Below are 25,396 nucleotides of genomic sequence, written 5' to 3'. Positions count from 1 at the left end.
CCATGACAGATTTGTTCAAAGCGAGTAAATTTTTCTACCATTACTTAAAACAATACAAGTGGTCGTTTCTATTCATTTTTGTGACGGTGATTCTGGCAACGTATCTGCAAGTGCAAGCGCCAGTCTTTGTCGGAGAAGCGTTCCAAGAGTTGGCGAATTATGTTGGTGGTTTGATGCAAGGGGTCGATGATAAATCAGCTTTTCTATCGATCATTTGGAAATTGTTGATTTTTTATGTCTTAGCCAGTGCAGCCAATTTTGTTTATAGTATCTTGTTCACGCAAGTGGTGGGGAAATCAACCAACAGAATGCGGATCGGTTTATTTAATAAACTGGAAAAATTGACGATCAAATTCTTTGATTCTCATCAAGACGGTGATATTTTGAGCCGTTTTACCAGTGACTTGGATAACATCCAAAACAGTCTGAACCAAGCATTGTTGCAAGTGCTGACCAATGTAGTCTTAATGGTGGGAATCTTGATCATGATGTTCCGTCAAAACGTTGAATTGGCATGGGCAACGATTGCTTCTACCCCGATTGCGGTCTTAATCGCGGTGATCGTGATCCAAAAAGCCCGCAAATATGTCGATCTGCAGCAAGATGAAGTCGGAAAATTAAACGGCTATGTCGATGAAAAAATCAGTGGTCAACGAATCATCATCACCAATGGACTGCAAGAAGAAACCATCGACGGTTTCTTGGTCCACAACCAACAAGTCCGCGAAGCTACCTACAAAGGGCAAGTCTACTCTGGGCTGCTTTTCCCCTTGATGCAAGGGATGTCCTTGTTGAACACGGCAATCGTGATTTTCTTTGGTGGCTGGTTAGCATTGAACGGTGACTTAGAACGTTCCGTTGCTTTAGGATTAGTTGTGACCTTTGTCCAGTATTCGCAGCAGTATTATCAACCATTGATGCAGATCTCTTCTGGTTACAGCATGATTCAATTGGCGATCACCGGTGCGCGCAGAATCAATGAAATGTTTGATGAACCCGATGAGGTCAAACCAAAAGACGGGATCAAAGTGAAGGGCATCAAAGAGGCGGTTGCTTTGAATCATGTGGACTTTGGGTATGACAGTCAAAAATTGGTCCTAAAAGATGTGTCGATCACAGTCAACAAAGGCGAAATGGTCGCATTAGTCGGACCGACGGGTTCAGGAAAAACGACCATCATGAACCTATTGAATCGCTTCTATGATGTGAATGGTGGTTCTGTGACCTTTGACGGCATCGACATCCGGGAGCTAGACTTGGATCTGCTGCGTTCTCAAGTGGGAATCGTTTTGCAAGAATCCGTGTTGTTCTCAGGGACGATTCGCGAAAACATTGCTTTTGGGAAACCAGAAGCGACTGAAGCCGAAGTCATTGCAGCAGCGAAACAAGCCAATATCCATGAGTTTGTTATGACGTTGGAAAAAGGCTATGACACGGAGATCACCGAAGAGAATAATCTTTTCAGTACTGGTCAAAAACAATTGATGAGTATTGCCCGAACGATTTTGACCAATCCAGAATTGTTGATTTTGGATGAAGCCACCAGTAACGTTGATACCGTGACCGAAGCGAAAATTCAACGAGCAATGGATGAAGCGATCAAAGGTCGAACCAGTTTTGTGATCGCCCATCGCTTGAAGACGATTTTGAATGCCGACCGCATCGTAGTCTTGAAGGATGGCAAAGTCATTGAAGAAGGCAATCACCATCAATTGGTGGCGGCTGACGGCTTTTATGCGGAACTGTATCACAATCAATTCGTTTTTGAATAAGCGCAAACCAACGTAAAATCATCAAGAAGACACTAGCAGGACAGCCCGCAATTTCGTCAACCAATCGACGAAACAGCGGGCTGTTTTTTTTAGGTTAAAGCAAGCGCTTCTTATGACGACAATGTCTATGAGCAGTTAGTGGTATAAGGGGTCCGTTGTTCTGATAACCAAAAAAGACCAGCCTTAAGCATGGTCTTCTTTGGTTTTTTAGTGATACGCAGCGGTTTGAGCCAACCACTCAATAAAATGGTCTGGCTGTTGCGTATCCTGTGCCACGATATTCCACTGCTGGTTTTTGCAGCGGGTGCATTCATGCAGCACCTGATAGCCTTTTTTGGAATGTTGGCGATAGTCAATCGGTCGCATCAAGCCATGGCAAGTATTTTGACGATCACCCGGGCGAATATCCACGTGTAACGAGTAGAGACACTGGGGACAATGGTTGCGGTAAGAACCATTGGTCAAGGGTGCCACAGGCGTACTGCAGTTTTTACAAACAAAGGTCGTATTTTCATTTTTTCTCATTTTGCCTTCCTCCAAAAGAATGATTTCTTTTGAGAGAAAAGGGTTCCGTTCGTTCTTCATCAGGCTTCTTTGGCTAGGGACACATTCACCGTCCGTAACGATTACTTCTGCTTCCAGCTTCATGCGATTTCGCAATCCGTACCACGCTTAGTTTTTTCGTTTTGTGCTAAGCACTGTGTTGCGGCAGCCCACAACCCAGCAGTAAGTGTAGTCCAAAGTCACTGTCATTGGCGTCGTCCCCTAGAAAGCAATTGAGGAATGCTTTTTCATCGAGTACCTCCTATGTGTTTATGAGGGTATTATAGCAGAAATAAAGTTGGAATTCTAAGACAGATAAAACCAGATCGTAATTCATCCCTCTTTTTTTATCGTTAAAAACAATAACATGTAGATAATAATGCTATTTTGTGACAAAATGTTTACATGTAGGTTTCGCTCGATTTTATTTTGGTCACTGAAGAAGAGACACGGAATCACAAAATGAAGGAAGGATGACCTAACGAAAGGAGAACAAAAATGTTTGGTACGAACAAGAAATCCGAAAATTCGAATGGTACACAAGGCAAGAAACGAAAAAAGAGTTTGACTGTAGAAGACCTGATCAACCAGTATATTGTAGAAAAAGAGGTTCATGAATTGAGTGAGGGTCTGTCTGTTCAGATTTTTAATGACTTAGCTGCTCACCGCGGACTGTTCATGGAGATCCCCAAACTCAGTTACAAAGACCTCGGAGCAGCTATCCAAATCGATCAAAACTGGATTAAAATCAAGCAACAAGATATGATCATCAAACAGCAGGCAGAGATCATTCAGCTTTTGAAAGAAACACGATAGAAAAACCGAAGAACGAGCTGAGCGGTTCTCCTTGAAAAGGAGGGCAGCTAGCTCGTTCTTCGGTTCTTTGTTGACGATGAAAGATCAATAGTACTCCCCGTGGCGATAGTCCCATGAGTTGAAGTGATCAGAAAGGTACATTTGGATTTTTTCAACATCGAGTCCTTTACGGATCAAGACAGGTGCGGGTGTGATGGAGCGTTGGTCTCCTTGCTCAGGAATCAAGTTGCCGTCTTTATCAACGAAAGAAACCATGACTCCTTGCTCATAGCGGGTTTCCAGCGTTTTGTCTGGTTGGATCGATGCAACATAGTCATTGCCTTCAATGATTAGATCGGCTTCTTGCGCGATTTGTTCGCCGATCCCTTCAACAAGTCCGCGGTTTCCTTTGCCTGAAGGGTTCGCTGAGCTGGCGAAAAGCAATTTCTTTTTCTGATCCCAAAGTTCTTTTGAAATCTGCTCACCAGGGACACCGAATTTGATCACAAAACAGCTGGTTCCCCGAACGTCCGTCATCAATTCTTCTGAACCATCGTTTGGGATATAGGCTTTTCCTGATTCTTTCCAAGGCAAAATTGCACCGAATAACACGTCATTGTTCCAGCAAGTTTCGTAAACGGCGGCGGTTTCCGCATTTAGTTCGGCTAATTCATGTAGCTGTTCCAATGAGCTGCAAAGAACGACGCCTGGTTTGTTACGCTTGCGATTCTTCGCTGAAAACTTGCGTTCCAGCCCTTTTTTATCAGAGACGGCAATGATATAGCCGACTTTGGTTGGGCAAACGATCACTTTGCCTTCTTCATTCAAATAGTTGATCGCACGTTGATTTGGTTCTCCTGTCCATGGGACTTGTTTTGTTTCTTTCACTCTCTTCATCCTCCCTGTCTTCCAATGAATCGCCGTTATGAAAAATATAACGGAATATTCTGAAAATTCTGATTGAATATGGTTACCCTTGATGATAAGGGAATCAATCTGTGTAGTCAAGGGGATTTACACCAGAATGTAAAAAGAGAGGAAGAGGAAAACCGTATATACGTCATTAGAGAATAGAGTGAATGATTGACAGCAACACTATTTTTTTCCGCTTTGTATGAAAAAATTGACTGTTTTTCATGTTATTTATATGGGAAGATAGGCTTATAGATAGAAGAACACAATCAAAAGAATAGTTTTTTTGTGAAAGATGAGGAGTATCATGAGTGAAAAGAAAAAAATACGCAAGCTTTTGTTGGCATCGATTGTCGCTGGGAGTATCTATGGTGGCGGTGCCTTGCTTTTTGGGTTGCTGGTCAGTTATAACGTCCTCTTGTTAGATGGGGTCTATACATTGATTGGTGCAGTGATGTCATTGATTGCTTTGTACGTGGCAAAATATATCCAAGCCCAAGATTTTGAACGTTTCCCATTCGGTAAAGAGGCATTGATGCCATTAGTGGTATTTATTCAATATAGTATCATCCTGCTGATCTCAATTTATGGGATCATTGAGTCTGCTTTTAGTTTATTACAGGTCAGTGATGGCATGATTGATCCAATCGGTTTGTATTTCTCGCTGGTTGGTACGATCTACTGTTTCTCTTTTTACTTGTACTTAAAAAAGAAACCACTGACCCATCCCTTTTATTGGGTGGAACTAGAACAATGGCGTTTCGGCTTTTTCTTTAGTCTGGGTGTCGTCGGTTCATTTCTTGTGTCCTGGCTGATCCAAGCCAGTCCCTATGGGAATTTTGCGATGTATGTCGACCCAATCATCTCCATCGGGATCACCTTGTTCTTTATCCAGCTTTCGATAAAAGAGTTGAAAGCAGCGATTTTAGAATTGACTTCTTCTACTCCAAAAGAAGAACTGAGGGAGACCATCATGACGATCGTTGAAAAAGAATTGCGCGCAGAAGAAGTGGTGGACTTTGTGTTACGTACCGCCAAAGTCGGTAATCAAGTCATTGTGGAATTAGATGTAGTGATTTTACCTGCAACGCCTCTCGATACAGTAGGTCAGCAAGATCCCTTGCGAGAACGATTGAATCAGGCAATCAGCCAACAGATTTCCGGTTATTCCCTCTGGCTAAACATAAATTTTGTCGGTGACATCAAATGGGCGTATAGTGAGGAGTAAGAATGGCTGCAAAGCAGCTTGAATAAACCGTGAAAATGACAGAGAAAAGAGGAAACAAATGACAATTCTGAAAACCTATGGAAAAATCACCGCAGCGCTTTTCTTGTTAGCGGCAAGCATCAATTTATTTTTGGGCCCGCATCATGTGGCAGCTGGCGGTGTCAGCGGAATCGGTATTTTATTAGAGTCAGCACTCGGTTGGGATCGAGCGGCTGTGATCATGGTCTTGAATATTCTCATGCTTATTCTTGCCTATGCCTTTTTAGGGAAGGGGCCTTTTTTGAAAGTCCTCTATGGTAGTTTTGCTTTTCCAGTAGCAATTGCTTTAGTTCCGGAATATATGGTGGCTGAAGACCGGTTGCTTTCCGTGATTTTTGGCAGTGCGATTTTTGCTTTAGGAGTAGCGATTTTGTACAAAAATCAGTCTTCCAGCGGCGGCACAACGATTCCACCGCTGATTTTCAAGAAATACTTTAATTTGAATCCAGCGATTGGCTTGCTGGCGACCGATGCGATCGTTGTTTCCATGAACTTGTTCGTTTTCGGGTTTGAAGAGTTCTTGTTTGCGATCTTATCGATCGTGATCACCTCTGGTGTGATGACCTACATTGAAACCGGCTTTAACCGAAAGAAATCTATCATGATTTTAAGTGAAAACCACGTGAATGAGATTCGAGAAGCGGTCTTTGATAAAACAGCTCGGGGCGCGACCCTGTTGGCTGCCCAAGGCGGTTACCAGCAAGCCGACAAGCAAGTGCTGCTGATCGTTGCCAGCGACCAAGAGTTTATGCAGATCAGACAAATCATTGAGACGATTGACCCAAAAGCGTTTGTGATCGTCAATAATGTCTCAGAAGTACTGGGGCAAGGTTTTAGTTATCATCCCATTGAATGATCGTATTCTCGCTTGTTCAGCATATGAAACCACCCTCGTCAAGTAGGCTATCTACTCGACGAGGGTGGTTTTTAAGGTCCATGATTTTCAAATAGCTTTACTCCGTAAAGTAATCGGGAAAGGCTTTTTCCACAAAAACCAAATCGTTATCAATGACATCAATGTGTTGTCCGACCAAGGGAGCAATTTTGGCTTGGTCTTTTTCTTTTAAGGTTGCTAAGATTTCTTCGTGATCCCGCAAAATAATTTCCCAAGACAATTCCTCCACCTCTAAACGTAAGAAGCGGAAGCGATTTAAAGGCAGATTGATCGTTTGTAGCCAATTCCAGACATTCTCTTTGTCGGCGATTTTATAAATCAACTGATGGAAGGCCTCGTCAAGTTGGAAAAATTCGATTTCGTCCTTCAATTGGGCATAGGTCCGCTGCAAAATAACGAGCTTTTCTAGTTCTTTCAGCTGTTCTTCTGTAACGGCTTGGCAGGCAGCTACGAATACTTCTTTTTCAAGCGTCTCTCTGACAAAACGAGCTTCTTCAATTTGTTTGATGCTGATTTTAGAAATATAGGTACCGCTTTGGGGAACGACATGGATCAGTGCTTCACGGCGCAGACGAATAATTGCTTCACGGATCGGCGTCCTGCCGATGGTTAGTCGTTGCTCCAATTCCTTTTCAGATATTTTTTGACCGGGAATCAGTTTGGCGGTTAAAATCAATTCTTTGATTGATTCATAAGCTTGTGATTGAAAATTTGTAGGGTTCAACATAAACGCTTCTTTCTGTATCAGGCATTCAATTCCCTTCGAAAGAAAAACTCTGAAGGAAAGTGCCTAGGGATAGTTTTGAGTAATAAAACTAGTATATAAGTTGAATAACCTTTTGTAAAGGCTTGCAATTCAGTATGGAATGAACTAGAATACTAATATATCAGTTTTAAGGAAAAGGAGGAAGTAGGATGTTTGATTTTACTGCCTTGAAGCAGGCAGGAGTTACGATGCCGGTCGTTCCCAAAGAAGTGAGGGATCAATCAGATACTCAGTTTCAATGGCTACACTTTGGTGGGGGAAATTTGTATCGGGCATTTCACGCAGAAGTAGCCCAAACGTTGATCGATCAACAAGCGTTGTCAAAAGGAATCGTAGTGTGTGAAACCTTTGATGAACAAGTGATCGATCAAGTGTACGCGCCTTACGAGAATGACATTTTAGAAGTGATCATGCACGAAGGGGGACGGTTGGAGAAAAAATTGCTCCAGTCAACGGCGGCTAGTTATTATTGCCATCCTTCCCGCACTGCGAGTTATGAGCATATACGCAAAGTATTTCGTGAGCCGTCACTACAATTGGTCACCGTAACAATCACAGAAAAAGGCTATGGCTTAAAAGACAGTCAGGGGAATTTTTTGCCTGTCGTCCAAGCGGATCTCGCTGCGGGTCCTCATCAGGTCAACCATACAATGAGCATTTTGGCTAGCTTTTTATGGGATCGTTTTCAATCAGGGGCTCTTCCGATCGCTATGGTCTCCACCGATAATTTTTCGCAAAATGGGCTCCGTTTCCAAGCGGCGATGGTCACCATCGCAAAAGAGTGGCAAAAGCTGGGGCATGTTTCAGAAGCGTTTGTTCGATACTTAGAAAACAACGCGCAAGTGACGTTTCCGTGGTCAATGATCGATCGGATTACGCCAAATCCTTCAACAGCAGTTGCAGAAGAATTAGCAGCAGCTGGCATTCAGCAGTTGCCAGTCATCCGGACCGATAAAGGAACGACGATCGCTCCGTTTGCTAACACAGAGGCGACTCATTACTTGGTGATTGAAGATGATTTCCCGAACGGTCGCCCGAATTTAGACAAAGCAGGGGTGATCTTGACGAGTCGAGAGATCGTAGACAAAACCGATAGTATGAAAGTCACAACTTGTTTGAATCCACTGCATACGGCAATGAGTTTGTTCGGCTGTTTACTCGGCTATACATCCATTGCTGCGGAAATGACCGATCCAGATATTGTCGCTTTGATCAAAGGAATCGGCTATCGTGAAGGCTTACCGGTAGTGGAAGATCCTGAGATCATTCAGCCAAAGAAATTTATCGATGAGGTGGTCGGTCTTCGTTTACCGAATCCGCTGATTCCTGACACCCCACAGCGGATCGCCGCAGACACCTCACAGAAAATCGCCATCCGTTTTGGCGAAACCATCAAAAAGTATGTGGAGAAAGAAGGCTCGGCTTCTGAGCTGACTTTTATTCCCTTAGCGATTGCTGGCTGGTTGCGTTATCTCTTAGCGATCGATGATGAAGGCCATCTATTTGTCCCAAGTCCTGATCCCCTCTTAGCAGAATTGCAAGAGATTTTACGGGAGTGTCAGTTAGGGACAGCCGCCGATGTTCAAGGGATCATTCGCCCAATCTTAGCAAATCCGCAGATTTTCGGGTTGGATCTCTATCAAGCAGGAATCGCTGAAAACGTGGGTCACTTGTTCGCTAAGATGCTAGCAGGAACCGGCGCAGTCCGTAAAACATTACATGAAACAGTAGAAGGGATTGAATAAAAAATGGAAATGACATTTCGTTGGTATGGAAAAGAATACGATAAAATCAAGTTAGCAGATATCCGTCAAATTCCTGGGATGAAAGGCATCGTCGGTACACTCTTTGATTTGCCTGCTGGAGCAGTTTGGCCCAAAGAACGGATCAAGGCGCTCGTGGAAGAAGTCGAAGCAGCTGGACTTTCTCTGAAGGTGATCGAAAGTGTCAATATTCATGATGACATCAAGATTGGCTTGCCTTCGAGAGACCTGTATATCGAAAACTACAAAGAAACGATTCGTAATTTGGCAGCATACGGGATCGAAGTGATCTGCTATAATTTTATGCCGATTTTTGATTGGATCAAAACGGATCTCGATTATCGCTTAGCCGATGGTTCTTCTACGATGGCATTTGAAAAAGCAGGGATCGACAAAGACCCAGAAGAGATCGTCAAAGAAGTTGAGGAGTCAAGCTCTGGCTATACCTTGCCAGGCTGGGAACCAGAACGTTTGGCTCATGTCAAAGAATTGTTTGCTGCGTATAAGGATGTCGATGATGACAAATTAAGAGAAAACTTTGCTTATTTCCTAAAAGCCATCATTCCCACCTGCGAAGAGGTCGGCATCAAGATGGCTGTTCATCCAGATGATCCTCCCTATTCGATTTTTGGTCTGCCGCGTATCGTTAAAAACCGTGATGATCTGGATTGGGTCTGTAACGTGGTCGACAGTCCGTCAAATGGTATCACACTTTGTACTGGCAGTATCGCCGAAGACCCAGCCAATAATGTCTATGAGATTTTGGCTGAGTTTTGTCGCCGGGATCGAATTCCTTTTGCCCATGTTCGTAACATTCAATACTTGGGCAATGACAAAGACTTTTATGAAGCACCGCATCTCTCCTCTGAAGGCTCGTTAGACATGTATCAGATCCTAGAAGCGATGTACAAAAATGGCTTTGACGGCTATATTCGACCAGATCATGGGCGAATGATCTGGGGAGAAACGGGACGTCCAGGCTATGGCTTATATGATCGGGCGATCGGCGCTTCCTACTTATTAGGGTTGTGGGAAGCCATCGACAAGAGCGTGGGGCGTTAAGAAAAGGAGCGAAGAAATGTTTTTAACTGACGATTTTATTTTGAAAAACAGCTTTGCCAAAGAGTTATACCATGGGTATGCAAAAAAGCAGCCGATCATTGATTACCATTGCCATTTAGATCCGAAAGAGATTTTCGAAGACCAAAACTTCACCAATCTGACCCAAGCGTGGCTGGCGGGGGACCATTACAAATGGCGCTTGATGCGAGCCAATGGTGTTGCAGAATCTTTGATCACTGGCGATGCTGATGACTACGAAAAATTCTGTGCTTGGGCGCAGACCTTGGAGGCTTGCATTGGCAATCCATTATATGTCTGGACCAATTTGGAATTGAAGCGAATCTTTGGTATTGATGAGCGGTTGACACTAGCCAATGCAGCAAGCATTTGGGAAAAAGCCAATCAACAGTTGCAGACGAAGGAATTTTCACCACGAGGGCTGATCAAAAAGATGGCCGTTGAGGTGATCTGTACGACGGATGATCCCATTGATTCGTTGACGTATCATCAAAAGCTGGCAGAAGAATCCTTTGCTGTGTATCCTACCTTTCGTCCTGACAAAGCAATTAATCTGCAGAATTCAGAATTTCCAGCATACCTTAAGCAATTGGCTGCAGCTGCGAGCAAAGAAATCACTAGCTATCAAACGCTGGTTGAAGCATTGACCGTGCGTATTTCCTACTTCCAGCAACGGGGCTGTCGTTTAGCAGATCACAGTCTGTCACGTCTTGGAGAGGAAGCCTACGATACCGCTGCACTTGAAGCGATTTTTCAGAAGCGTTTGACCACTGGGACACTGACTAATGAAGAAATCAGACAGTTTCAAACCGGCTTGCTGATTGACTTGATGCGCCAATACGCAAAGCAAGGCTGGACCGCGCAATTGCATCTGATGGCGACTCGCAACAACAGTCAAAAGCTTTTCCAACAACAAGGGCCTGATAGTGGCGGTGATGCGATGGGGGACGACCGTCTAGCGAGCGGCTTAAGTCGGACATTGGCGCAGCTTCAGGCGGAAAGCTTACTGCCGAAGACGATTTTGTATTCACTGAACCCCAAAGATTATCCAGTGTTGACTGCGCTGATGGGGGCGTTCCAAGAAGAGAGCAAAGGCAAGCTGCAATTAGGTTCTGCTTGGTGGTTCAATGATACGTATTCTGGTATGCGATATCAGTTGACGACCCTAGCAGAAGGCGGGATTCTTGGAAACTTCGTCGGCATGCTGACGGATTCTCGCAGCTTTTTGTCTTATCCACGCCACGAGTATTTCCGGCGGATTTTGTGTCAGGTGATCAGTGAATGGGTAGAAGACGGACAACTACCAGCAGATGAAATATATTTAGGGCAGATCGTCGCAGATATCTCTTATCACAATGCGAAAAACTACTTTGATTTTCCAAACTAATGACTACTCGATTCGTTCTTGGCTTGCTAGAGAACGAATCGAGTGTTTGTATGGCTATTGCTAAAGTTGCGTCTGTTCATTTACTATTGGCAGGGAATCCAGTACTATGATAGAAAGAATCAAAGAAGGAGCGAACAGTATGAATCCATTCTATGAAGAAGTCTATGCGCTGGCGCGGCAGATCCCTTTTGGTAAAGTCGTCTCCTATAGTCAGATTGCGTGGAAATTGGGACAAATCAACGGCGCGCGAGCAGTCGGTCGAGCGATGCGCTTGAGCCCTCAGGATGTCCCTGCCCATCGTGTCGTGCGGGCAGATGGCGTCTTAGTTGGTCCCTCCGCCAATGGGCGAAAAGCAGCACTCGTCGATGAAGGGGTGGTCTTCAAAGCCAGTGGTCGTATCGATATGAAGGCTTGCAGTTGGTCCATGAGCGAGATCGCTCCCGCTCAAATGAAGGAGCCATTATGAAAAAACGTGAATTTATCGTGCAAGATCTGTTGAGTAAAATCTATCAGGAAGAATTTTCTGCCGGCAAATTACCCAACCAAAGAACCCTTGCGCAAACCTATGGCGTTTCGCGGTTTACGATCCAGCAAGCAATCAAAAACCTTGAAGAGATCGGGATCGTCAAAGTGGTACAAGGTTCAGGGATTTTTATCCATGAAAAATGGGTCAAAAACCCAATGATCTTTAATTCCTTGACCCGCACCCCTTATGACCGCATCCATTCCAAAATGATTTCCTTGAATAAGGCGGTAGCAACGTTGGATGAACAGCAGATTTTCCAAATAGGCCCAGATGAGGAAGTCTGGACCTTTGAACGAGTGCGGATCGTCAATTATAAAATCGAACAGCTGGAAACCTCTAAATTGCCCGTCAGCCTATTTCCCGAATTGACACAAGAAATCGTGGAACACTCGATCCAACGCTATGTCGAAAGCTGCGGATACCGAATTTCCCACTACATTACCAGCTATACCCCCATCACCACATCGACCGCGCAATCGGGTATTTTATTGTGCAAGCGGGGAACACCGGCAATGCAGATCAGCAATCGGGCGATTTTAGAAGACGGCCGCGTGTATGAGTTCAGCAATATCGTTGCCATTGATTATGCTGTGACCTATATCCGTCCCTTTGACCGTGAGATCCATCGCTCACGCATCGATTGATTTTGGAAAAGCAAATGTGCCAGTTGCGTTGTCCTTACCCAGAGAGAACAAAGACATCCCCTGTCGATTGGACAGGGGATGTCTTTTGTTGTGTTTAAGGAGTGATCAAAGTGCCGTCTGGTGTACGGCTCTGGGTCCATTCATGAGGACGGTAAACCACGGGAAATTCCGCAGCTGCTGCTTCATCGAACGTGATTCCGATCCCACTTTTCTCGATGGGATAAAAATAGCCGTTTTCAGGTTGCGGACTACCACCAAAGACCGACTGGGTATTTGCTGGGATCGCAATCGTTTCTTGGATCGCGGCATTATGGAGATGGATATTTAGATGGGTGTTGACGGCTAAGCCGACAGGGCTGATATCAGACGGCGTGTGCCAAGCGATCCGAATGCCCATCGCATCGCAGAAGTGAGCCAATTTCAATGCTGGCGTGATCCCACCAATTTGTGAGACATGGGCACGCATAAAGTCAATCTGTTGATTTTTGACTAGCTCTTGCCATTCCATCGGATTATTGAACAATTCGCCGGTCGCGATCGGGGTCGCCGACTGGCTGCGGAGTTGCTGCAACCACTTGTTTTGATCCGGCGGCAAAATATCTTCTAGGAAAAAGAGATTGAAAGGCTCAGCGGCTTTTGCAAATTGAATCGCTTGGTTTGGATGCAGCCGTTCATGCACGTCATGCAGCATTTGAAATTGATTGCCGTATCGTTCTTGGATCGCAGCAAACATTTTCAGTGTTGTGTCCATGTAGTCTGTTTGATCAAAATAGGAACCAGCGATGGGCTGATCGGGTGTTTGCAGTTGGCTAGGATTTCCACCATAAAAACCTAATTGGCAACGGATATAGCGATAGCCCTCAGCCAAGAAGTGATCGATTTCTTGATAAAGGTCTTCGAGATTATCTGCCACGGCATGGGTATAGGCGGGAATCGCCGTACGCGCTTTTCCACCTAACAGTTGATACAATGGCATATTGGCTAATTGTCCCTTGATGTCCCATAAAGCCATGTCGACTCCTGAGATGGCATTGTTGGTGATCGGACCATTCCGCCAGTAAGAATTGACATTCATCACTTGCCAAAGATCTTCGATTTGATTGGCATCGCGGCCAAGTAAGAGGGGGCGTAAATACTCGTCAACGACGGTTTTTACGGCTAGTGGGCGAAACTGGAAGGTTGCACAACCTAACCCAGATACGCCTTTGTTCGTTTCTACTTTAACGACAACAAGGTTATGACGATCAGGTTTGATCGCAAAGGCTTTGACGTCGGTGATGATCGTTGGTGTCATTTCATTCACTCCAATTTTTGTCTCTAGTTGCTATAGCCATTGAAACATGCTTGGCAACCGCTGTCAATTTGGTCTAATAAAAACTGGATATACACCATAAAACCAGTCCAATTTTTGCCTATTTTATAATAAAACGTTGATATATAGCGTTTTTATTCTAGTTTTATCAAAAAAGGACTGGTTTTACAAGTCTGTGTGAGCATGCTACTATGTGTGTGAAAACGGAAACACCTGAAAGGGCGCCCGTCAAAAGGATCAGGACCGTTAGCAAACAACAGGGGGAAAAAAAGATGACCAAAGAAGACATCGTAAAACAGATCATTAAAGATGTTGGCGGATCAGACAATATCAACAATGCATGGCACTGTATGACTCGCTTGCGTTTTGATTTAAAGGATGAGAAAAAAGTCGACTATGCGGCGTTAGAAAAAACACCCAAAGTCGTAGGAACAAAATATCAAAGCAATCAGCTGCAAGTAGTGATAGGAACGGATGTTGCTGATTATTATGCACCTTTGGCCAAAGAATTAGGACTTGATGAAGCGAACCAAGGGGAGTCATCTGAGAAAAAAGGCGCCGTTTCCTTATTTATGGATACCGTTTCTGGCGTTTTTGGTCCGATCGTTCCAGCTATCGCTGGCGCAGGAATGATCAAAGGATTGATGGCTGGATTGGTGGCATTGAATGTCATCTCTAATCAAACAGATACCTATTTAGTGATCGACATGATTGCGAGCGGCGTATTCACATTCTTGCCATTTTTTGTTGCTGCTTCTGCCGCTCGGATTTTTAAAACCAATCAATATTTAGCGATCGCAATCGCGGCAACGCTGCAATTTCCAACAATGACCAATGCGGTAGCCGAAGGAAGCATTTCCGCCTTTCGTTTGTTCGGCGTATTGCCAGTACCCGTCTTTAACTATGCAGGGACAGTGATTCCCATTATCTTTGCCGTGCTGGCACTCAGCTATATTTACCGTTGGGTCGATAAACTCTTACCACAAGTTCTGCGCACCGTATTTACACCGACGATTTCGTTGTTTGTCGCTGGTATCTTGACATTAACGGTCATTGGCCCAATCAGTATCCATCTAGGAAACTTATTGGCTGCTGGCGTGGCTGGATTATTCACTATCTCGCCTGTCTTAGCAGGAATCGTGGTAGGGGCGATTCGACCAATCGCAATCTTCACGGGACTGCATCATGCCATGACCCCGATCGCTTTGCAAAACTTTGCCAATCAAGGATATGATATGCTGATGCCAATGATGTTTATGGCAAATATGGCAATCACCGGCGCAACAGCAGCTATTTATTTCAAAGTCAAAACCAAAGAAGAAAAATCGATCATTCTATCGTCGGCGGTTTCAGGCTTGTTAGGGATCACAGAACCTGCGTTATTCGGGATTTTGTCGAAGTATAAAAAAGCCTTTATCGCAGCAACAGTTGGTAGTTCTGTAGCTTCTGCCTTCATCAGTTTCTTCGGTGTTCGTATTTATGGGTACATTCTTTCAAGTATCTTTAGTTTGCCAGCCTATATCGGGGAATACTTTGTCTACGCCGTTCTAGGGATCATCTTGGCGATCGGATTATCTTTTGCCATGAGCTGGTTCTTGGTACCAAATCAAGCAGCAGAAGGCGATCGTTACACCAACGAAGTGGATCTGCATGCCGTGACCCATGGTGAATACGTCCCATTAGAAGATGTACCAGATGAAGTTTTTTCAACGAAAATGATGGGAGAAGGCTATGCCATCGAGTCCCAAGATGGCCAAATCTTTGCACCAGTCAGTGGCGAAGTCACCACTGTGTTCCCTTCAAAACATGCCGTCGGGATCAAAACCCAAAACGGCGTTGAAGTTCTTGTGCATATGGGGATCGATACAGTTTCCCTTGGCGGTCAAGGCTTTGAAGTCTTTGTCAAAGCTGGGGAGCAAGTCACTCCGCAAACCAAACTGGCACAAATGGATCTGCCGTTTATCAAGCAGCAAGGCAAAGAAACCATGGTGATCGTTTTGATCACCAACATGGATCGCGTGCAGCAATTTTCTGGAAGTACTGATTTAGAAGGCAGACACCAAGCCGGTGCATTGCTGGAAAAAGTCGTCTTGAATGCCTAATAAAAGAAAAAAGATGAGCTTCGTTAACGAAGTTCATCTTTTTTTATTTGTCCAGTAACTATTTATGTTTATTCATAACGCAAAGCTTGGATTGGATCTAGTTTACCTGCTCGGTTAGCAGGCAATGTGCCGGCTAAAAAGGCAATCAATAAGATGACACCCATAACAGTCAGCGTGTTCGACCAAGAAAAACCAATCAATTGAAATCCGGTCAAAGCTTCAAGAAACGTGCTTGAAGCATAGTCATTGATGATATTTCCTAAACTAAAAGCGGCGACGATCCCACTGAAAGCGCCGAAGAAACCAATTAAGAGTGCTTCGAAGCTAAAGGTCAGAAAAACTTTGCTGCGGCTCATTCCTAAGGCTTTCATTAAGCCAATCTCACGGGTTCGGTCTTGAACAGACATATACAATGTATTGATAATACCAAAGCTGGCAGCTAACAGTGAAATTGCCCCAAATAAAGTCAAGACGCCAGTAATCGCATCAATTACCATACGAAACATATTGATTTCATCTTCCATAGTCATTCCTTGGAAGCCATTTTCTTGTAAAGATTCTTTGATGGTATCGATTGCTTCACTGGATAAATTTTCTTCTAGATATGCCTGTACAACAAAAGATTGGTTTTTTAAGTTTTCTGGTAAGCCTACTTCATAAATTTCCAACACTTTTTGACTCAAAGCCTGATTAAAAATAGTCATTCCAGCTTGAATAAAGCTGAAATGGCGAACCCCAACAATTGTTGCTGTGACGGTTTCTTGTTCACCAGTTGCATGAGAAGACACTCCAATAGTAACTTTTTTTTCCAAAGCCTCTTTGGCATCTTTAAAGCCTAAAATTTCCACATAATCTTGATCAAGAATGACTTCAAATCCATCAACTTCATTATTGACTTGTCGACCAGCTTCTAATTCTAAATCGATATCACCAGAAGCCATTGCGTTGAGTTGATATTTCGTAGTGGAACTCCCCTGAATGTAATCCGCTACTAAAAAGCTGATTGGTTTAACGGTATCAATATGCTCGATACTTTCAATTACTTCCATATCTGCAGGTGTAATTACGTTAGCTTCTGCAGAGGATTTCTCTGGATCGTATTCTTGAATAGTGGACGCTGGTATTATATTATTACTGCCATCCATTTTGTAGACTGCTAGTAGGCTATTGTCACCGGCAGCTGTAATTTGTTGATCGAGGTAATTATTAATACCGGTGTTGATACCCATCGTTAGATAAATGGTAAAGGCACCAATAAAAATAGCAATGATCGTCAGGAGTGTTCGGCCTTTGTTTCGCAACAGATTTTTCGCAGAAGTTTTTAACAAATCGTTGAATTTCATTTATCGTCCTCCTCAATCACTAAACCATCTTTAATATGGATCTGCCGATCACAGCGGGCAGCTAGATCAGGATCGTGGGTGACGATGACTAGGGTGATATTTTCTTTTTCGTTAAGATCAAATAATAGCTCTTCGACTTTTTCTCCCGTCGCTGAATCAAGATTTCCAGTAGGCTCATCGGCAAAAATGATTTTGGGTTTGTTGACGAGTGCTCTGGCAATACAGATCCGTTGTTTTTGACCGCCAGAAAGGTCAGATGCTTTATTTTTTGCTTTATCACCCAATTCTACGGCTTGTAGTGCTTCATCTACCAGTTTTTTTCGTTGATTTCGACGCATACCGCTGATTTTCAATGGCAGCATCACGTTGTCATGAACCGTATCTTTGGCGTTCATAAAAAATTGCTGAAACACGAAGCCAAAGGTTTCGTTTCGCAGTTTGTTTAATTCAGCAGCCTTTTTTCCTTTGACATTTCTTCCAAGTAAAAATAGATCTCCGCTAGTAGGCTGGTCCAACAAGGCTAATAAGTGCATCAATGTAGACTTACCTGAACCACTTTTACCGATAATTGCCACTGACTCACCCGCATAGATTTTTAAATCAATGCCCTTCAAGGCATCGAATCTAGTTTCTCCTTTTCCATAAACCCTCGTTAACTTTCTTGTTTCTAAAACGATCATTACATTCCTCCTCTAAAAACATTAATAAGTTAAGACTATCACAAATAGTTGCCAATAAATCAGTCTTTAGGAGTAGTTTCTGAAATTAAATGAAAAAAAGCGACCCCCACTGGGAATCGCTAAGAAGCTATAAAATAAATTTTAAGTTCAATTAACTACGCAGCCCGCGGCCTTTTTGGATCAAGTACCAGCATACGCTGTATAAGACGACAATGAACAAGACCAAAATACCGATGGAGAGGAAAATCGGGACATCGATGGTGCCCAAAAAGCCGTAACGGAAACCAGAGATCATATACACGATCGGGTTGACTTTGGAGATCGTTTGCCAAATCGGCGGCAGCATGCTGATGGAGTAAAATACGCCTCCAAGATAGGTCAATGGTTGTAAAACAAAGGTTGGCACGATGGAAACATCGTCAAAGGATTGGGCGAAGATCCCATTTAGCAACCCTGCTAATGAAAATAAGATGGCGGTCATGACAAGGGTTAAGACAACGATGACCCAAGAATAAACATGTAATGGGACGAAGAAAAGGGAAATGATGGTCACCAATGTGCCCACCAAGATACTACGGCCAAGTCCGCCAAAGACAAAGCCCCAAATGATGACGTGGGTAGGGACCGGCGCCACTAAGAGTTCCTCAATGTTTTTTTGAAACTTCTGTGAAAAGAAGGAAGATGACACGTTAGAGTAAGAACTAGTGATCGTTGACATCATGATCAGCCCAGGAACGATAAATTCCATATAAGAAAAGCCGCCCATTTCGCCGATGCGGCTGCCGATCATTTTCCCAAAGATAATAAAGTATAAGGAAGTAGTGATGACGGGTGGGACGAGGGTCTGCACCCAAATCCGTAAATAGCGGTTGGTCTCTTTGACCGCTAAACTTTTTAAGGCTGTAAAATAAAGACTAAACATGGTTTTCCTCCGCTTCGTGTGATTCTTCGGTGATTTTCAAAAATAGTTCTTCCAAGCGATTGGATTTGTTGCGCATGGAGAGGACATTGATCCCTTGCTGACTGAATTGGGCAAAAAGATCGTTGACGCCTTGATCTCGAGCGACTTCAACAGCGATGGTCTGTTCATCTTCCATTTGGATCGGATACCCAGTGATCGTTGGTGCTTGCTTGATCGGTGCGATATCAAAAAGAAAGGTTTCAAATTGCAGTTTTGCCAATAAGGACTTCATGCTGGTGTTTTCGATCAGTTCACCAGATTGGATGATCCCGATGTTGCGGCAAAGCATTTCCGCCTCTTCTAAATAATGGGTCGTCAAAATGATCGTTGTGCCCTTTTGGTTCAATTCCCGCAAAAAGCTCCACATTTCCCGCCGTAATTCGATATCGACACCTGCCGTCGGTTCATCCAAAATCAATAGCCGTGGTTCATGCATCAGGGCACGAGCAATCATCAAACGGCGTTTCATCCCGCCCGACAGCATCCGCGCACGAACATTGCGTTTTTCCCACAAATTCGACTGCTTCAAGTATTTTTCGCTGCGCTTGATGGCTTCGTTGCGTGGGACACCATAATACCCAGCTTGATTGACAACGATCTGCTGGACCGTTTCAAAGGGATTGAAATTGAATTCTTGGGGAACCAGACCAATCTGTTGTTTGACTTGGACCAATTCTTTGTCTAAATCGTAGCCGAAGACTTTGACGCTTCCCGAAGATTTATTGACAAGAGAGGTGATAATGCCGATGGTGGTGGACTTTCCAGCGCCGTTTGGGCCTAACAAGGCATAAAAGTCGCCTTCTTCCACCGTCAAATTTATGCCCCGCAACGCTTCAACGCCGGTAGCATAGACTTTGCGTAAATCGGTTAGTTCTAGTGCATAGGTCATGTTTGTTTGAACTCCTTCTATGTATGATGGTTTATTCTATCATTTTTTTTCAAGAAGAACCGCATGATTTGATTTTTTTCATTTGATTAGATAACAATTGTTGCTAATCGATGAAAAGTGGGAAAGAGGCAAAAGAAAAAACGACCATTTGATCGTTTTTTCGATAAAGTCGATTGTTAGCATAAATACCGTTCTGGTCGTTCTGTCTGTCCTAATAAGTAATCGACAGAAACATTATAGAGGGAAGCTGCATGTAGCAGCGTCAATACATCGGGTAAGCGATCGCCTGCTTCGTATAAGGTGTAATCGGGGTAAGACACATCGAGATGCTGGCATACTTCTTTTGGGCTCAATCCGCGTTCTTCTCTTAAAAATTTGAAGCGGCAACGCAAGGTGTCTAATAAAAAAGCTTCTTCTAATGTCACTTTGCGGTCCTCCTTAAAAAATAGCGCTTTTTTTTCGCACTGTTCTCTTTTTATTGTACCAACAAAAGCAAAATATGCGAAGTGATTCACATGAAGGGCGATCGGTTTTTGTCAAAAAGTGAAACAAATGACTTGCTCTGAGACGCGTTTCATACAGTATGCTTGATTTATAAAAAGGAAGGCGGGATGGAAACATGAATACATACATGAAGAAAAATTGTGCGGAATGTTGTTATGTGACGTTGGCATTTGATGGACAACAACTGGTATTGACGAAGCCAAAAGGGTTCTTTCAAGAACGGTTAGTAGAAATTCCTGTGGATGAGATCAGTCACTTGACGTGTGATGAACACTTCGGGTCTCAGCGCATCGGATTTATCCATCACAACGATTACTATGAATTTTATACATGTGGGCTAAGTGTGATAGACTATATGAAAGAACAATTATTCGTTTAAGGAGCAGTGAGTCATGGCAAACATTCGGGATATTGCACGCTTGACCGGCTATTCGGTCTCAACGGTTTCACGAGTCATTAATAACAATCCTTATGTCAGTGAAGAAAAGCGTCGTAAGATCCTGGCTGTCATGGAAGAGGTCAACTATATTCCGAATTACACGGCGCGGGCATTAAGTGTCGGCAAAACCAAAAACATCGGCGTGATCCTACCGTTTGTCAATCATCCCTATTTTGATCGATTATTGAGCGGCATCACGACAGCAGCGTTTGCTCGTGGCTATAAGGTGACGCTTTTAGCCACGAACTATGATCCGCAAGTAGAGGAAGCATATTTGCAAGAATTTGCGGCGAAAAGCTTTGATGCTTTGATCATTACCTCGCGGGCGAATCCGATCGAAACCTTATTGCCTTATCGTTCATACGGACGCATCGTCTTTTGTGAAAATATCTCGTATTTGACTGACGGCTGCACTTATATCGATCGAGAGGAATCGATCAAGGAGGTCTTCACGTATTTTAAGGAACAAGGCATCCAGAAAATCGGCGTGACATTGGGACGTAGCCGCAAGCTCAGCAGCAATTCAAAAATCACGGTCCGTTTGGCTCATGACTATTTTTCGACCTTTTCCGAAGACTTGATTTTTTGGGATTGTTTGACGGAAGAAGATGGCAAAGAAGCGGCTGCTTATTTTGCAGATAAAGGAGTCGAAGCGATTTTCACCAATGGGGATCATGTTGCTGCTGGGATCCAGTCGCAGGCGCCGGGAGAATGGCTCGTGATTGGACGGGACAATCTATACATCAGCGAGCTGCTGCAGCTTTCAACGATCGATCATCACTTGCAAGCTTGCGGGGAGACCGCCGTCCAATTGGCGGTAATGGAAAAAAGCGGCAACTATCGCATGCCCTATGAGTTCATCAAACGATAGCTACAGACGAAACGATGCGCAAACAGTGCCCCTGAGCGGGCAGTGCTTGCGCATCGTTTTTTTAATGGGATTTGGTGTAATGGTCAATGATCTGTTTCAACAGCTGCGCGCTGCCGACGCCTGCTTTTTGATCGTAATAGGCGGTAAAACGCTCGTCTTGAACGTACATTTCTCCTAAAGATCGGTGATATTCTGCTGAGTAAAAGGGCGCTGCTTGTTTAAGCCATGCTTGATGCGCAGCAAAAGCCTTTTCGGCTTTGTCAGAAGGGATTCGTTTCCCTTCCTTTTCATTCAATAGCTCTTTTATCAGCTGCAACAAGCGGTTTTCGTTGTCGGTCAGTGCTTGATAATCGACTTGGGTCATCTGCTGCCACTTTTGGTTGCTTTGTTCGATGATTTCCTCACCGTAGGCTTCTCGTAATTCGGCACCGTAGTTCGCTTCGTTTTCACGAATTTTTTGTTCCTTAAAATAACGGAATTTCTCTTGATCGGTCATCGTCTTTTCTCCTTCATAATAATCAATTGTTTGCGCTAAGGTGGTCAAAAGACTGTCCAGGGCTGCTCGCTCTTGTAAAAGCTGTTGGTAATGCTGCAACAAGACCGTTTGGATCGATTCTTGTGGCTCATCCAAGATTCCGCGGATCGTTTCTAATGACAGCCCAAAAGACTTAAAATATAAAATCTGCTGTAGGCGATCGACTTCCTGTCTCCCGTAGATACGGTAACCAGCTGAGTTGGTGCGTTGCGGTTGTAACAACTTGATCTGATCATAATACCGCAGGGTACGGCTGCTGACTCCTGACAGTTTAGCTAAGGCACTGATCGTATATTCCATCGGCTTTTCCCTCCTTACACCTGTATCCTAAAGGTTGACGTAACGACAAAGTCAAGAAAATTTTTTTGCGTTTTTTAAAATGTGCTATAATTATAACAAAGAAAGGAAGATAAGATGCAAATAGTTTTTTCTGATATTGATGGGACGTTCCAAGAAATGGGGCACCCGATTCATGAGATCAATAAAGAAGCCATCCGTTGTTTGCAAGCCCAAGGGGATCACTTTGTGTTTGTCACAGGGCGAGGATTTGAGCTTGTTCAAGATATGATGGCGGAAGAAGGCCTTTCCTGCGATGTGATTTTTGGAAACGGCGCTGGTCTGATGGTAAAAGGAGAAGCGCCTGTTTTGACGCATACCTTGTCCTATAAGACATTGGCGCAAGTGATTGGTATCTTAGAAACAGAAGAGGTTTTTTATTTCTTACATACTGACCATGGCATCATTTCCCCGCAAGCGCATTTGTATGAAGCGCAGTTTCAAGAAAGCCGCAAGCAGTTACTCGCGGAGTTAGGGGAGCGAGGACAAATCATCGCTGACTACAAATATGAGTTCTTTTACAACGAATGTCTTCATAAAGACGACGTGCTGCAGTTTATGAAGGAACATCCAGAGATAAAGGTCATCAAAATCGAACTGATGGAAGCGTCAGACGAAAAAAGAGAACGGCTGCGGGCGATGATCCAATCAGAAACGGCTGCGATTTTTCAATCCTTTGTCCAAACACTGGAGATCGTTGATCCATTGGCGACCAAAGGTGCCGCGATCCGTTCCTTTTTAGAAGCTTTTCCCGCTGCCAAAAGCTACGGGATCGGTGATGGTGAAAATGACCTTGCGATGTTTGAAGCGGTGGATGTTTCTTTGGCTGTAGCAAATGCCAGCCCAGCGATCAAAGCAGTTTGTGATCGAACCATTGAGCGCGCGGAAGACGGTGGTGTTGGCCGCTTTATTTTAACAGAATTAGTTTCGAGAGAGGATGTTGTGCATGAAGTTGATTGAAACCCCAGTAAACCAAAATCTAAATATGGAAACTTTTTACCCGAACATCTCCAAGTATCTATTCGACAAAATAGCGATCAAATACTATAAATTGTACTCGCTTGATCGGACGCAGATTCTCTATGTGGATAGTTTTGATACGATTTCTTTAGTATTGATCAACAATAAAAAGAAAATCAGTCGGGAAGAAGTCGACACAGCGATTCATCGTTTGCTGAAGGTCGATCGCAAAGACGTGACCGTCAATGTTAATATTCGTAAAGAAATGGAAGCAAGAGGCATCACCTTTTCTAAACCGAGGAAAGATGTCATTCTTGTTCAATTGCCTGTGAAAGAATAGTAGTTGAAAGAAGTTGGGACATGCACGTTGCAAGAGCAATCAAACGTTGAACAAAGGGGCGACCTTACACGCGCGCAGGTATGATGCGCCAATAAGTAGGAGGCTGACCCATGCTTTTGAGCAATTTGTTCTCAGATGGATTGCCTTGTACTAGCAAAAACCCAATTTTTTTTTGAAAAAACAAGATTTTCTGTCTTTTGTGTTTTTTTTGCTATAATGAGAAGAAGTAAGCTAGAGGGAGTAAGAACATGCAGAAATTATTTAAAGATGACAGCTTGACGCTGCACACCGATCTCTACCAAATCAACATGATGCAAACCTATTGGGAGTTAGGCAGAGCCGATCGTAATGCGGTGTTTGAATGCTATTTCCGTGACATGCCTTTTGAAAATGGCTATGCGATCTTTGCCGGTCTGGAACGATTGATCGACTATTTGAACGATTTATCCTTTTCAGAAACGGATATTGCCTACTTGCGAGAAATCGGCGGCTATCCAGAAGCCTTTTTAGAGTATCTAAAGGAGTTCAAGTTTGCTTGTACCGTTCGTTCTGCGTTAGAAGGTGATTTAGTCTTCAACAATGAACCGATCATTCAAGTAGAAGGGCCGTTGGCACAAGCACAGTTGATCGAAACGGCGTTACTGAATATGGTCAATTTCCAAACACTGATCGCCACGAAAGCGGCCCGCATCAAATCCGTGATCGGCACGGATCCCTTGTTGGAATTTGGTTCACGGCGGGCACAAGAATTGGATGCAGCCATTTGGGGGACCCGAGCGGCTTATATTGGCGGAGCAGATGCGACGAGTAATGTGCGGGCAGGGAAGATTTTTGGCATCCCAGCCAGCGGAACCCACGCCCATTCCCTCGTGCAATCCTACGGCAATGACTATGATGCATTTATGGCGTATGCCCAAACCCACAAAGATTGCGTATTCTTAGTCGATACCTATGATACATTGCGCTTAGGTGTGCCAAATGCGATTCGTGTGGCCAAAGAGATGGGGGATAAGATCAATTTCTTAGGTGTGCGGATCGACAGCGGCGATATGGCGTATATCTCGAAAAAAGTCCGTGAACAGCTGGATGAAGCGGGATTCACGGAAGCCAAAGTCTATGCTTCCAATGATCTAGACGAAAATACGATTCTAAGCTTGAAAATGCAAAAGGCGAAAATCGATGTGTGGGGTGTCGGCACCAAGCTGATCACCGCTTACGATCAACCGGCATTAGGCGCGGTTTATAAACTGGTGGCCATCGAAAATGAGCAGGGAGAAATGATCGACACCATCAAATTATCCAGCAATGCTGAAAAGGTTTCGACTCCTGGGAAAAAACAAGTTTGGCGGATCACCCGTAAATCTGACGGCAAGTCAGAAGGCGATTATGTCACGCTATGGGAAGAAAATCCACAAGCAGAAGACGAACTGTTCATGTTCCATCCTGTTCATACCTTTATCAACAAAACAGTGACGAACTTTGATGCGCGACCATTATTGCAAGACATCTTTGTGGATGGCCAGCAAGTGTATCAAGTGCCTGACTTAGAACACATCAAAGCCTATGCGACGAATTGCTTGGATTCCCTTTGGGACGAGTACAAACGTGATTTGAATCCACAGAAATACCCAGTCGATCTTTCGCAAGAATGCTGGGATCATAAAATGCGCACGATTGAAAAAGTACGCAAACAAACCAATGGCGCGATTTTGTAATCCGCAACTGCGCTGGTCCTAGGATCAGTCAGCTGCTTCAAAAAATAAGAGGAGGCGTT

At 43.9% G+C, this 25,396-nt stretch carries 25 protein-coding genes; 15 read left to right on the top strand and 10 right to left on the bottom strand.

The genetic code is table 11. From position 1 onward, the window contains the following. Positions 1 to 2: 2 nt before the first annotated feature. Positions 3 to 1,772, top strand: a complete 1,770-nt coding sequence (locus tag ACI3E5_RS05725; protein ID WP_081117932.1) for an ABC transporter ATP-binding protein — start codon at positions 3 to 5, stop codon at positions 1,770 to 1,772. 207 nt (positions 1,773 to 1,979) lie between these two features. On the opposite strand, the gene ACI3E5_RS05720 is transcribed toward ACI3E5_RS05725, so the two are convergent. Then, positions 1,980 to 2,297, bottom strand: coding sequence for an RNHCP domain-containing protein (locus tag ACI3E5_RS05720; RefSeq protein ID WP_185953941.1), 318 nt, complete (start codon positions 2,295 to 2,297; stop codon positions 1,980 to 1,982). A gap of 516 nt (positions 2,298 to 2,813) precedes the next feature. Here ACI3E5_RS05720 and ACI3E5_RS05715 point away from each other — a divergent pair. Next, a complete protein-coding gene (locus tag ACI3E5_RS05715; RefSeq protein WP_142964585.1) occupies positions 2,814 to 3,131 on the top strand; it encodes a hypothetical protein in 318 nt (105 codons plus the stop codon). 84 nt (positions 3,132 to 3,215) lie between these two features. Here the strand turns inward: ACI3E5_RS05715 and ACI3E5_RS05710 are convergent, their stop codons facing one another. After that, a complete protein-coding gene (locus tag ACI3E5_RS05710) occupies positions 3,216 to 4,007 on the bottom strand; it encodes an L-threonylcarbamoyladenylate synthase (protein ID WP_034859003.1) in 792 nt (263 codons plus the stop codon). Positions 4,008 to 4,329: 322 nt separating this feature from the next. Between ACI3E5_RS05710 and ACI3E5_RS05705 the strand changes: the two genes are divergently transcribed. Next, positions 4,330 to 5,250, top strand: a complete 921-nt coding sequence (locus ACI3E5_RS05705) for a cation efflux transmembrane domain-containing protein (RefSeq protein ID WP_142964586.1) — start codon at positions 4,330 to 4,332, stop codon at positions 5,248 to 5,250. 58 nt (positions 5,251 to 5,308) lie between these two features. After that, positions 5,309 to 6,145 carry a YitT family protein gene (locus tag ACI3E5_RS05700; RefSeq protein WP_005234105.1) on the top strand — a complete coding sequence of 279 codons (837 nt, stop codon included), beginning with the start codon at positions 5,309 to 5,311 and terminating at the stop codon, positions 6,143 to 6,145. 97 nt (positions 6,146 to 6,242) lie between these two features. Here the strand turns inward: ACI3E5_RS05700 and ACI3E5_RS05695 are convergent, their stop codons facing one another. Continuing rightward, complete coding sequence (locus tag ACI3E5_RS05695) at positions 6,243 to 6,911, bottom strand: GntR family transcriptional regulator (protein ID WP_015510256.1); 669 nt, start codon at positions 6,909 to 6,911, stop codon at positions 6,243 to 6,245. 188 nt (positions 6,912 to 7,099) lie between these two features. Here ACI3E5_RS05695 and ACI3E5_RS05690 point away from each other — a divergent pair, with 188 nt between their 5' ends. From ACI3E5_RS05690 to ACI3E5_RS05670, 5 genes are all read left to right on the top strand, one after another. Next, the gene (locus ACI3E5_RS05690) at positions 7,100 to 8,695 is read left to right on the top strand and encodes a mannitol dehydrogenase family protein (protein ID WP_142964587.1); all 1,596 of its coding nucleotides are present in this window, start codon (positions 7,100 to 7,102) and stop codon (positions 8,693 to 8,695) included. 3 nt (positions 8,696 to 8,698) lie between these two features. Further along, a complete protein-coding gene (uxuA, locus tag ACI3E5_RS05685; RefSeq protein WP_010749907.1) occupies positions 8,699 to 9,775 on the top strand; it encodes a mannonate dehydratase in 1,077 nt (358 codons plus the stop codon). A 16-nt stretch (positions 9,776 to 9,791) separates the two neighbouring features. Next, positions 9,792 to 11,180 carry a glucuronate isomerase gene (gene uxaC / locus ACI3E5_RS05680; protein ID WP_142964588.1) on the top strand — a complete coding sequence of 463 codons (1,389 nt, stop codon included), beginning with the start codon at positions 9,792 to 9,794 and terminating at the stop codon, positions 11,178 to 11,180. 139 nt (positions 11,181 to 11,319) lie between these two features. After that, complete coding sequence (locus ACI3E5_RS05675) at positions 11,320 to 11,646, top strand: MGMT family protein (protein WP_074933265.1); 327 nt, start codon at positions 11,320 to 11,322, stop codon at positions 11,644 to 11,646. Next, complete coding sequence (locus ACI3E5_RS05670) at positions 11,643 to 12,350, top strand: GntR family transcriptional regulator (protein ID WP_005228494.1); 708 nt, start codon at positions 11,643 to 11,645, stop codon at positions 12,348 to 12,350. The genes ACI3E5_RS05675 and ACI3E5_RS05670 overlap by 4 nt, the downstream gene beginning before the upstream one ends. Positions 12,351 to 12,444: 94 nt before the next feature. Here the strand turns inward: ACI3E5_RS05670 and ACI3E5_RS05665 are convergent, their stop codons facing one another. Beyond that, positions 12,445 to 13,644, bottom strand: a complete 1,200-nt coding sequence (locus ACI3E5_RS05665) for an enolase C-terminal domain-like protein (protein ID WP_074933270.1) — start codon at positions 13,642 to 13,644, stop codon at positions 12,445 to 12,447. 290 nt (positions 13,645 to 13,934) lie between these two features. Between ACI3E5_RS05665 and ACI3E5_RS05660 the strand changes: the two genes are divergently transcribed. Next, positions 13,935 to 15,764: a glucose PTS transporter subunit IIA gene (locus tag ACI3E5_RS05660; RefSeq protein ID WP_087627907.1), complete on the top strand. Its 1,830-nt coding sequence runs from the start codon at positions 13,935 to 13,937 to the stop codon at positions 15,762 to 15,764. Positions 15,765 to 15,832: 68 nt separating this feature from the next. On the opposite strand, the gene ACI3E5_RS05655 is transcribed toward ACI3E5_RS05660, so the two are convergent. The 5 genes from ACI3E5_RS05655 to ACI3E5_RS05635 all read right to left on the bottom strand — a co-directional run bounded on the left by ACI3E5_RS05655 (position 15,833) and on the right by ACI3E5_RS05635 (position 20,062). Further along, positions 15,833 to 17,107 carry an ABC transporter permease gene (locus tag ACI3E5_RS05655; protein WP_498821011.1) on the bottom strand — a complete coding sequence of 425 codons (1,275 nt, stop codon included), beginning with the start codon at positions 17,105 to 17,107 and terminating at the stop codon, positions 15,833 to 15,835. Then, positions 17,104 to 17,787: an ABC transporter ATP-binding protein gene (locus tag ACI3E5_RS05650; RefSeq protein WP_498821009.1), complete on the bottom strand. Its 684-nt coding sequence runs from the start codon at positions 17,785 to 17,787 to the stop codon at positions 17,104 to 17,106. Before ACI3E5_RS05650 ends, ACI3E5_RS05655 begins: the two co-directional genes overlap by 4 nt. Before the next feature lie 151 nt (positions 17,788 to 17,938). Then, complete coding sequence (locus ACI3E5_RS05645) at positions 17,939 to 18,709, bottom strand: ABC transporter permease (RefSeq protein WP_005228499.1); 771 nt, start codon at positions 18,707 to 18,709, stop codon at positions 17,939 to 17,941. Beyond that, positions 18,702 to 19,637, bottom strand: a complete 936-nt coding sequence (locus ACI3E5_RS05640) for an ABC transporter ATP-binding protein (protein ID WP_005228500.1) — start codon at positions 19,635 to 19,637, stop codon at positions 18,702 to 18,704. Before ACI3E5_RS05640 ends, ACI3E5_RS05645 begins: the two co-directional genes overlap by 8 nt. A gap of 176 nt (positions 19,638 to 19,813) precedes the next feature. Continuing rightward, complete coding sequence (locus ACI3E5_RS05635) at positions 19,814 to 20,062, bottom strand: helix-turn-helix domain-containing protein (protein ID WP_005234115.1); 249 nt, start codon at positions 20,060 to 20,062, stop codon at positions 19,814 to 19,816. Positions 20,063 to 20,256: 194 nt separating this feature from the next. On the opposite strand from ACI3E5_RS05635, the gene ACI3E5_RS05630 reads away from it, so the two are divergent. Next, complete coding sequence (locus ACI3E5_RS05630; protein WP_336682201.1) at positions 20,257 to 20,520, top strand: hypothetical protein; 264 nt, start codon at positions 20,257 to 20,259, stop codon at positions 20,518 to 20,520. Positions 20,521 to 20,533: 13 nt separating this feature from the next. Beyond that, positions 20,534 to 21,451 carry a LacI family DNA-binding transcriptional regulator gene (locus tag ACI3E5_RS05625; protein ID WP_010749901.1) on the top strand — a complete coding sequence of 306 codons (918 nt, stop codon included), beginning with the start codon at positions 20,534 to 20,536 and terminating at the stop codon, positions 21,449 to 21,451. Positions 21,452 to 21,512: 61 nt separating this feature from the next. On the opposite strand, the gene ACI3E5_RS05620 is transcribed toward ACI3E5_RS05625, so the two are convergent. Then, positions 21,513 to 22,286 (bottom strand): MerR family transcriptional regulator, encoded by a 774-nt coding sequence (locus ACI3E5_RS05620; protein WP_074535470.1) that lies wholly within the window; start codon positions 22,284 to 22,286, stop codon positions 21,513 to 21,515. 114 nt (positions 22,287 to 22,400) lie between these two features. Here ACI3E5_RS05620 and ACI3E5_RS05615 point away from each other — a divergent pair, with 114 nt between their 5' ends. The 3 genes from ACI3E5_RS05615 (at position 22,401) to ACI3E5_RS05605 (ending at position 25,337) form a co-directional block, all read left to right on the top strand. Beyond that, positions 22,401 to 23,282, top strand: coding sequence for an HAD-IIB family hydrolase (locus ACI3E5_RS05615; RefSeq protein WP_375838580.1), 882 nt, complete (start codon positions 22,401 to 22,403; stop codon positions 23,280 to 23,282). Beyond that, on the top strand, positions 23,269 to 23,622 hold the full coding sequence (locus ACI3E5_RS05610) for a DUF1827 family protein (protein WP_010749898.1): 354 nt from the start codon (positions 23,269 to 23,271) through the stop codon (positions 23,620 to 23,622). The genes ACI3E5_RS05615 and ACI3E5_RS05610 overlap by 14 nt, the downstream gene beginning before the upstream one ends. 248 nt (positions 23,623 to 23,870) lie before the next feature. Continuing rightward, complete coding sequence (locus ACI3E5_RS05605) at positions 23,871 to 25,337, top strand: nicotinate phosphoribosyltransferase (protein WP_005228507.1); 1,467 nt, start codon at positions 23,871 to 23,873, stop codon at positions 25,335 to 25,337. Positions 25,338 to 25,396: the final 59 nt, after the last annotated feature.

The sequence above is a fragment of the Candidatus Enterococcus avicola genome, assembly GCF_047470845.1.
In the GTDB taxonomy this organism is placed as follows: Bacteria; Bacillota; Bacilli; order Lactobacillales; family Enterococcaceae; genus Enterococcus_D; species Enterococcus_D casseliflavus.
This window is presented reverse-complemented; position numbering and strand designations above follow the sequence as displayed.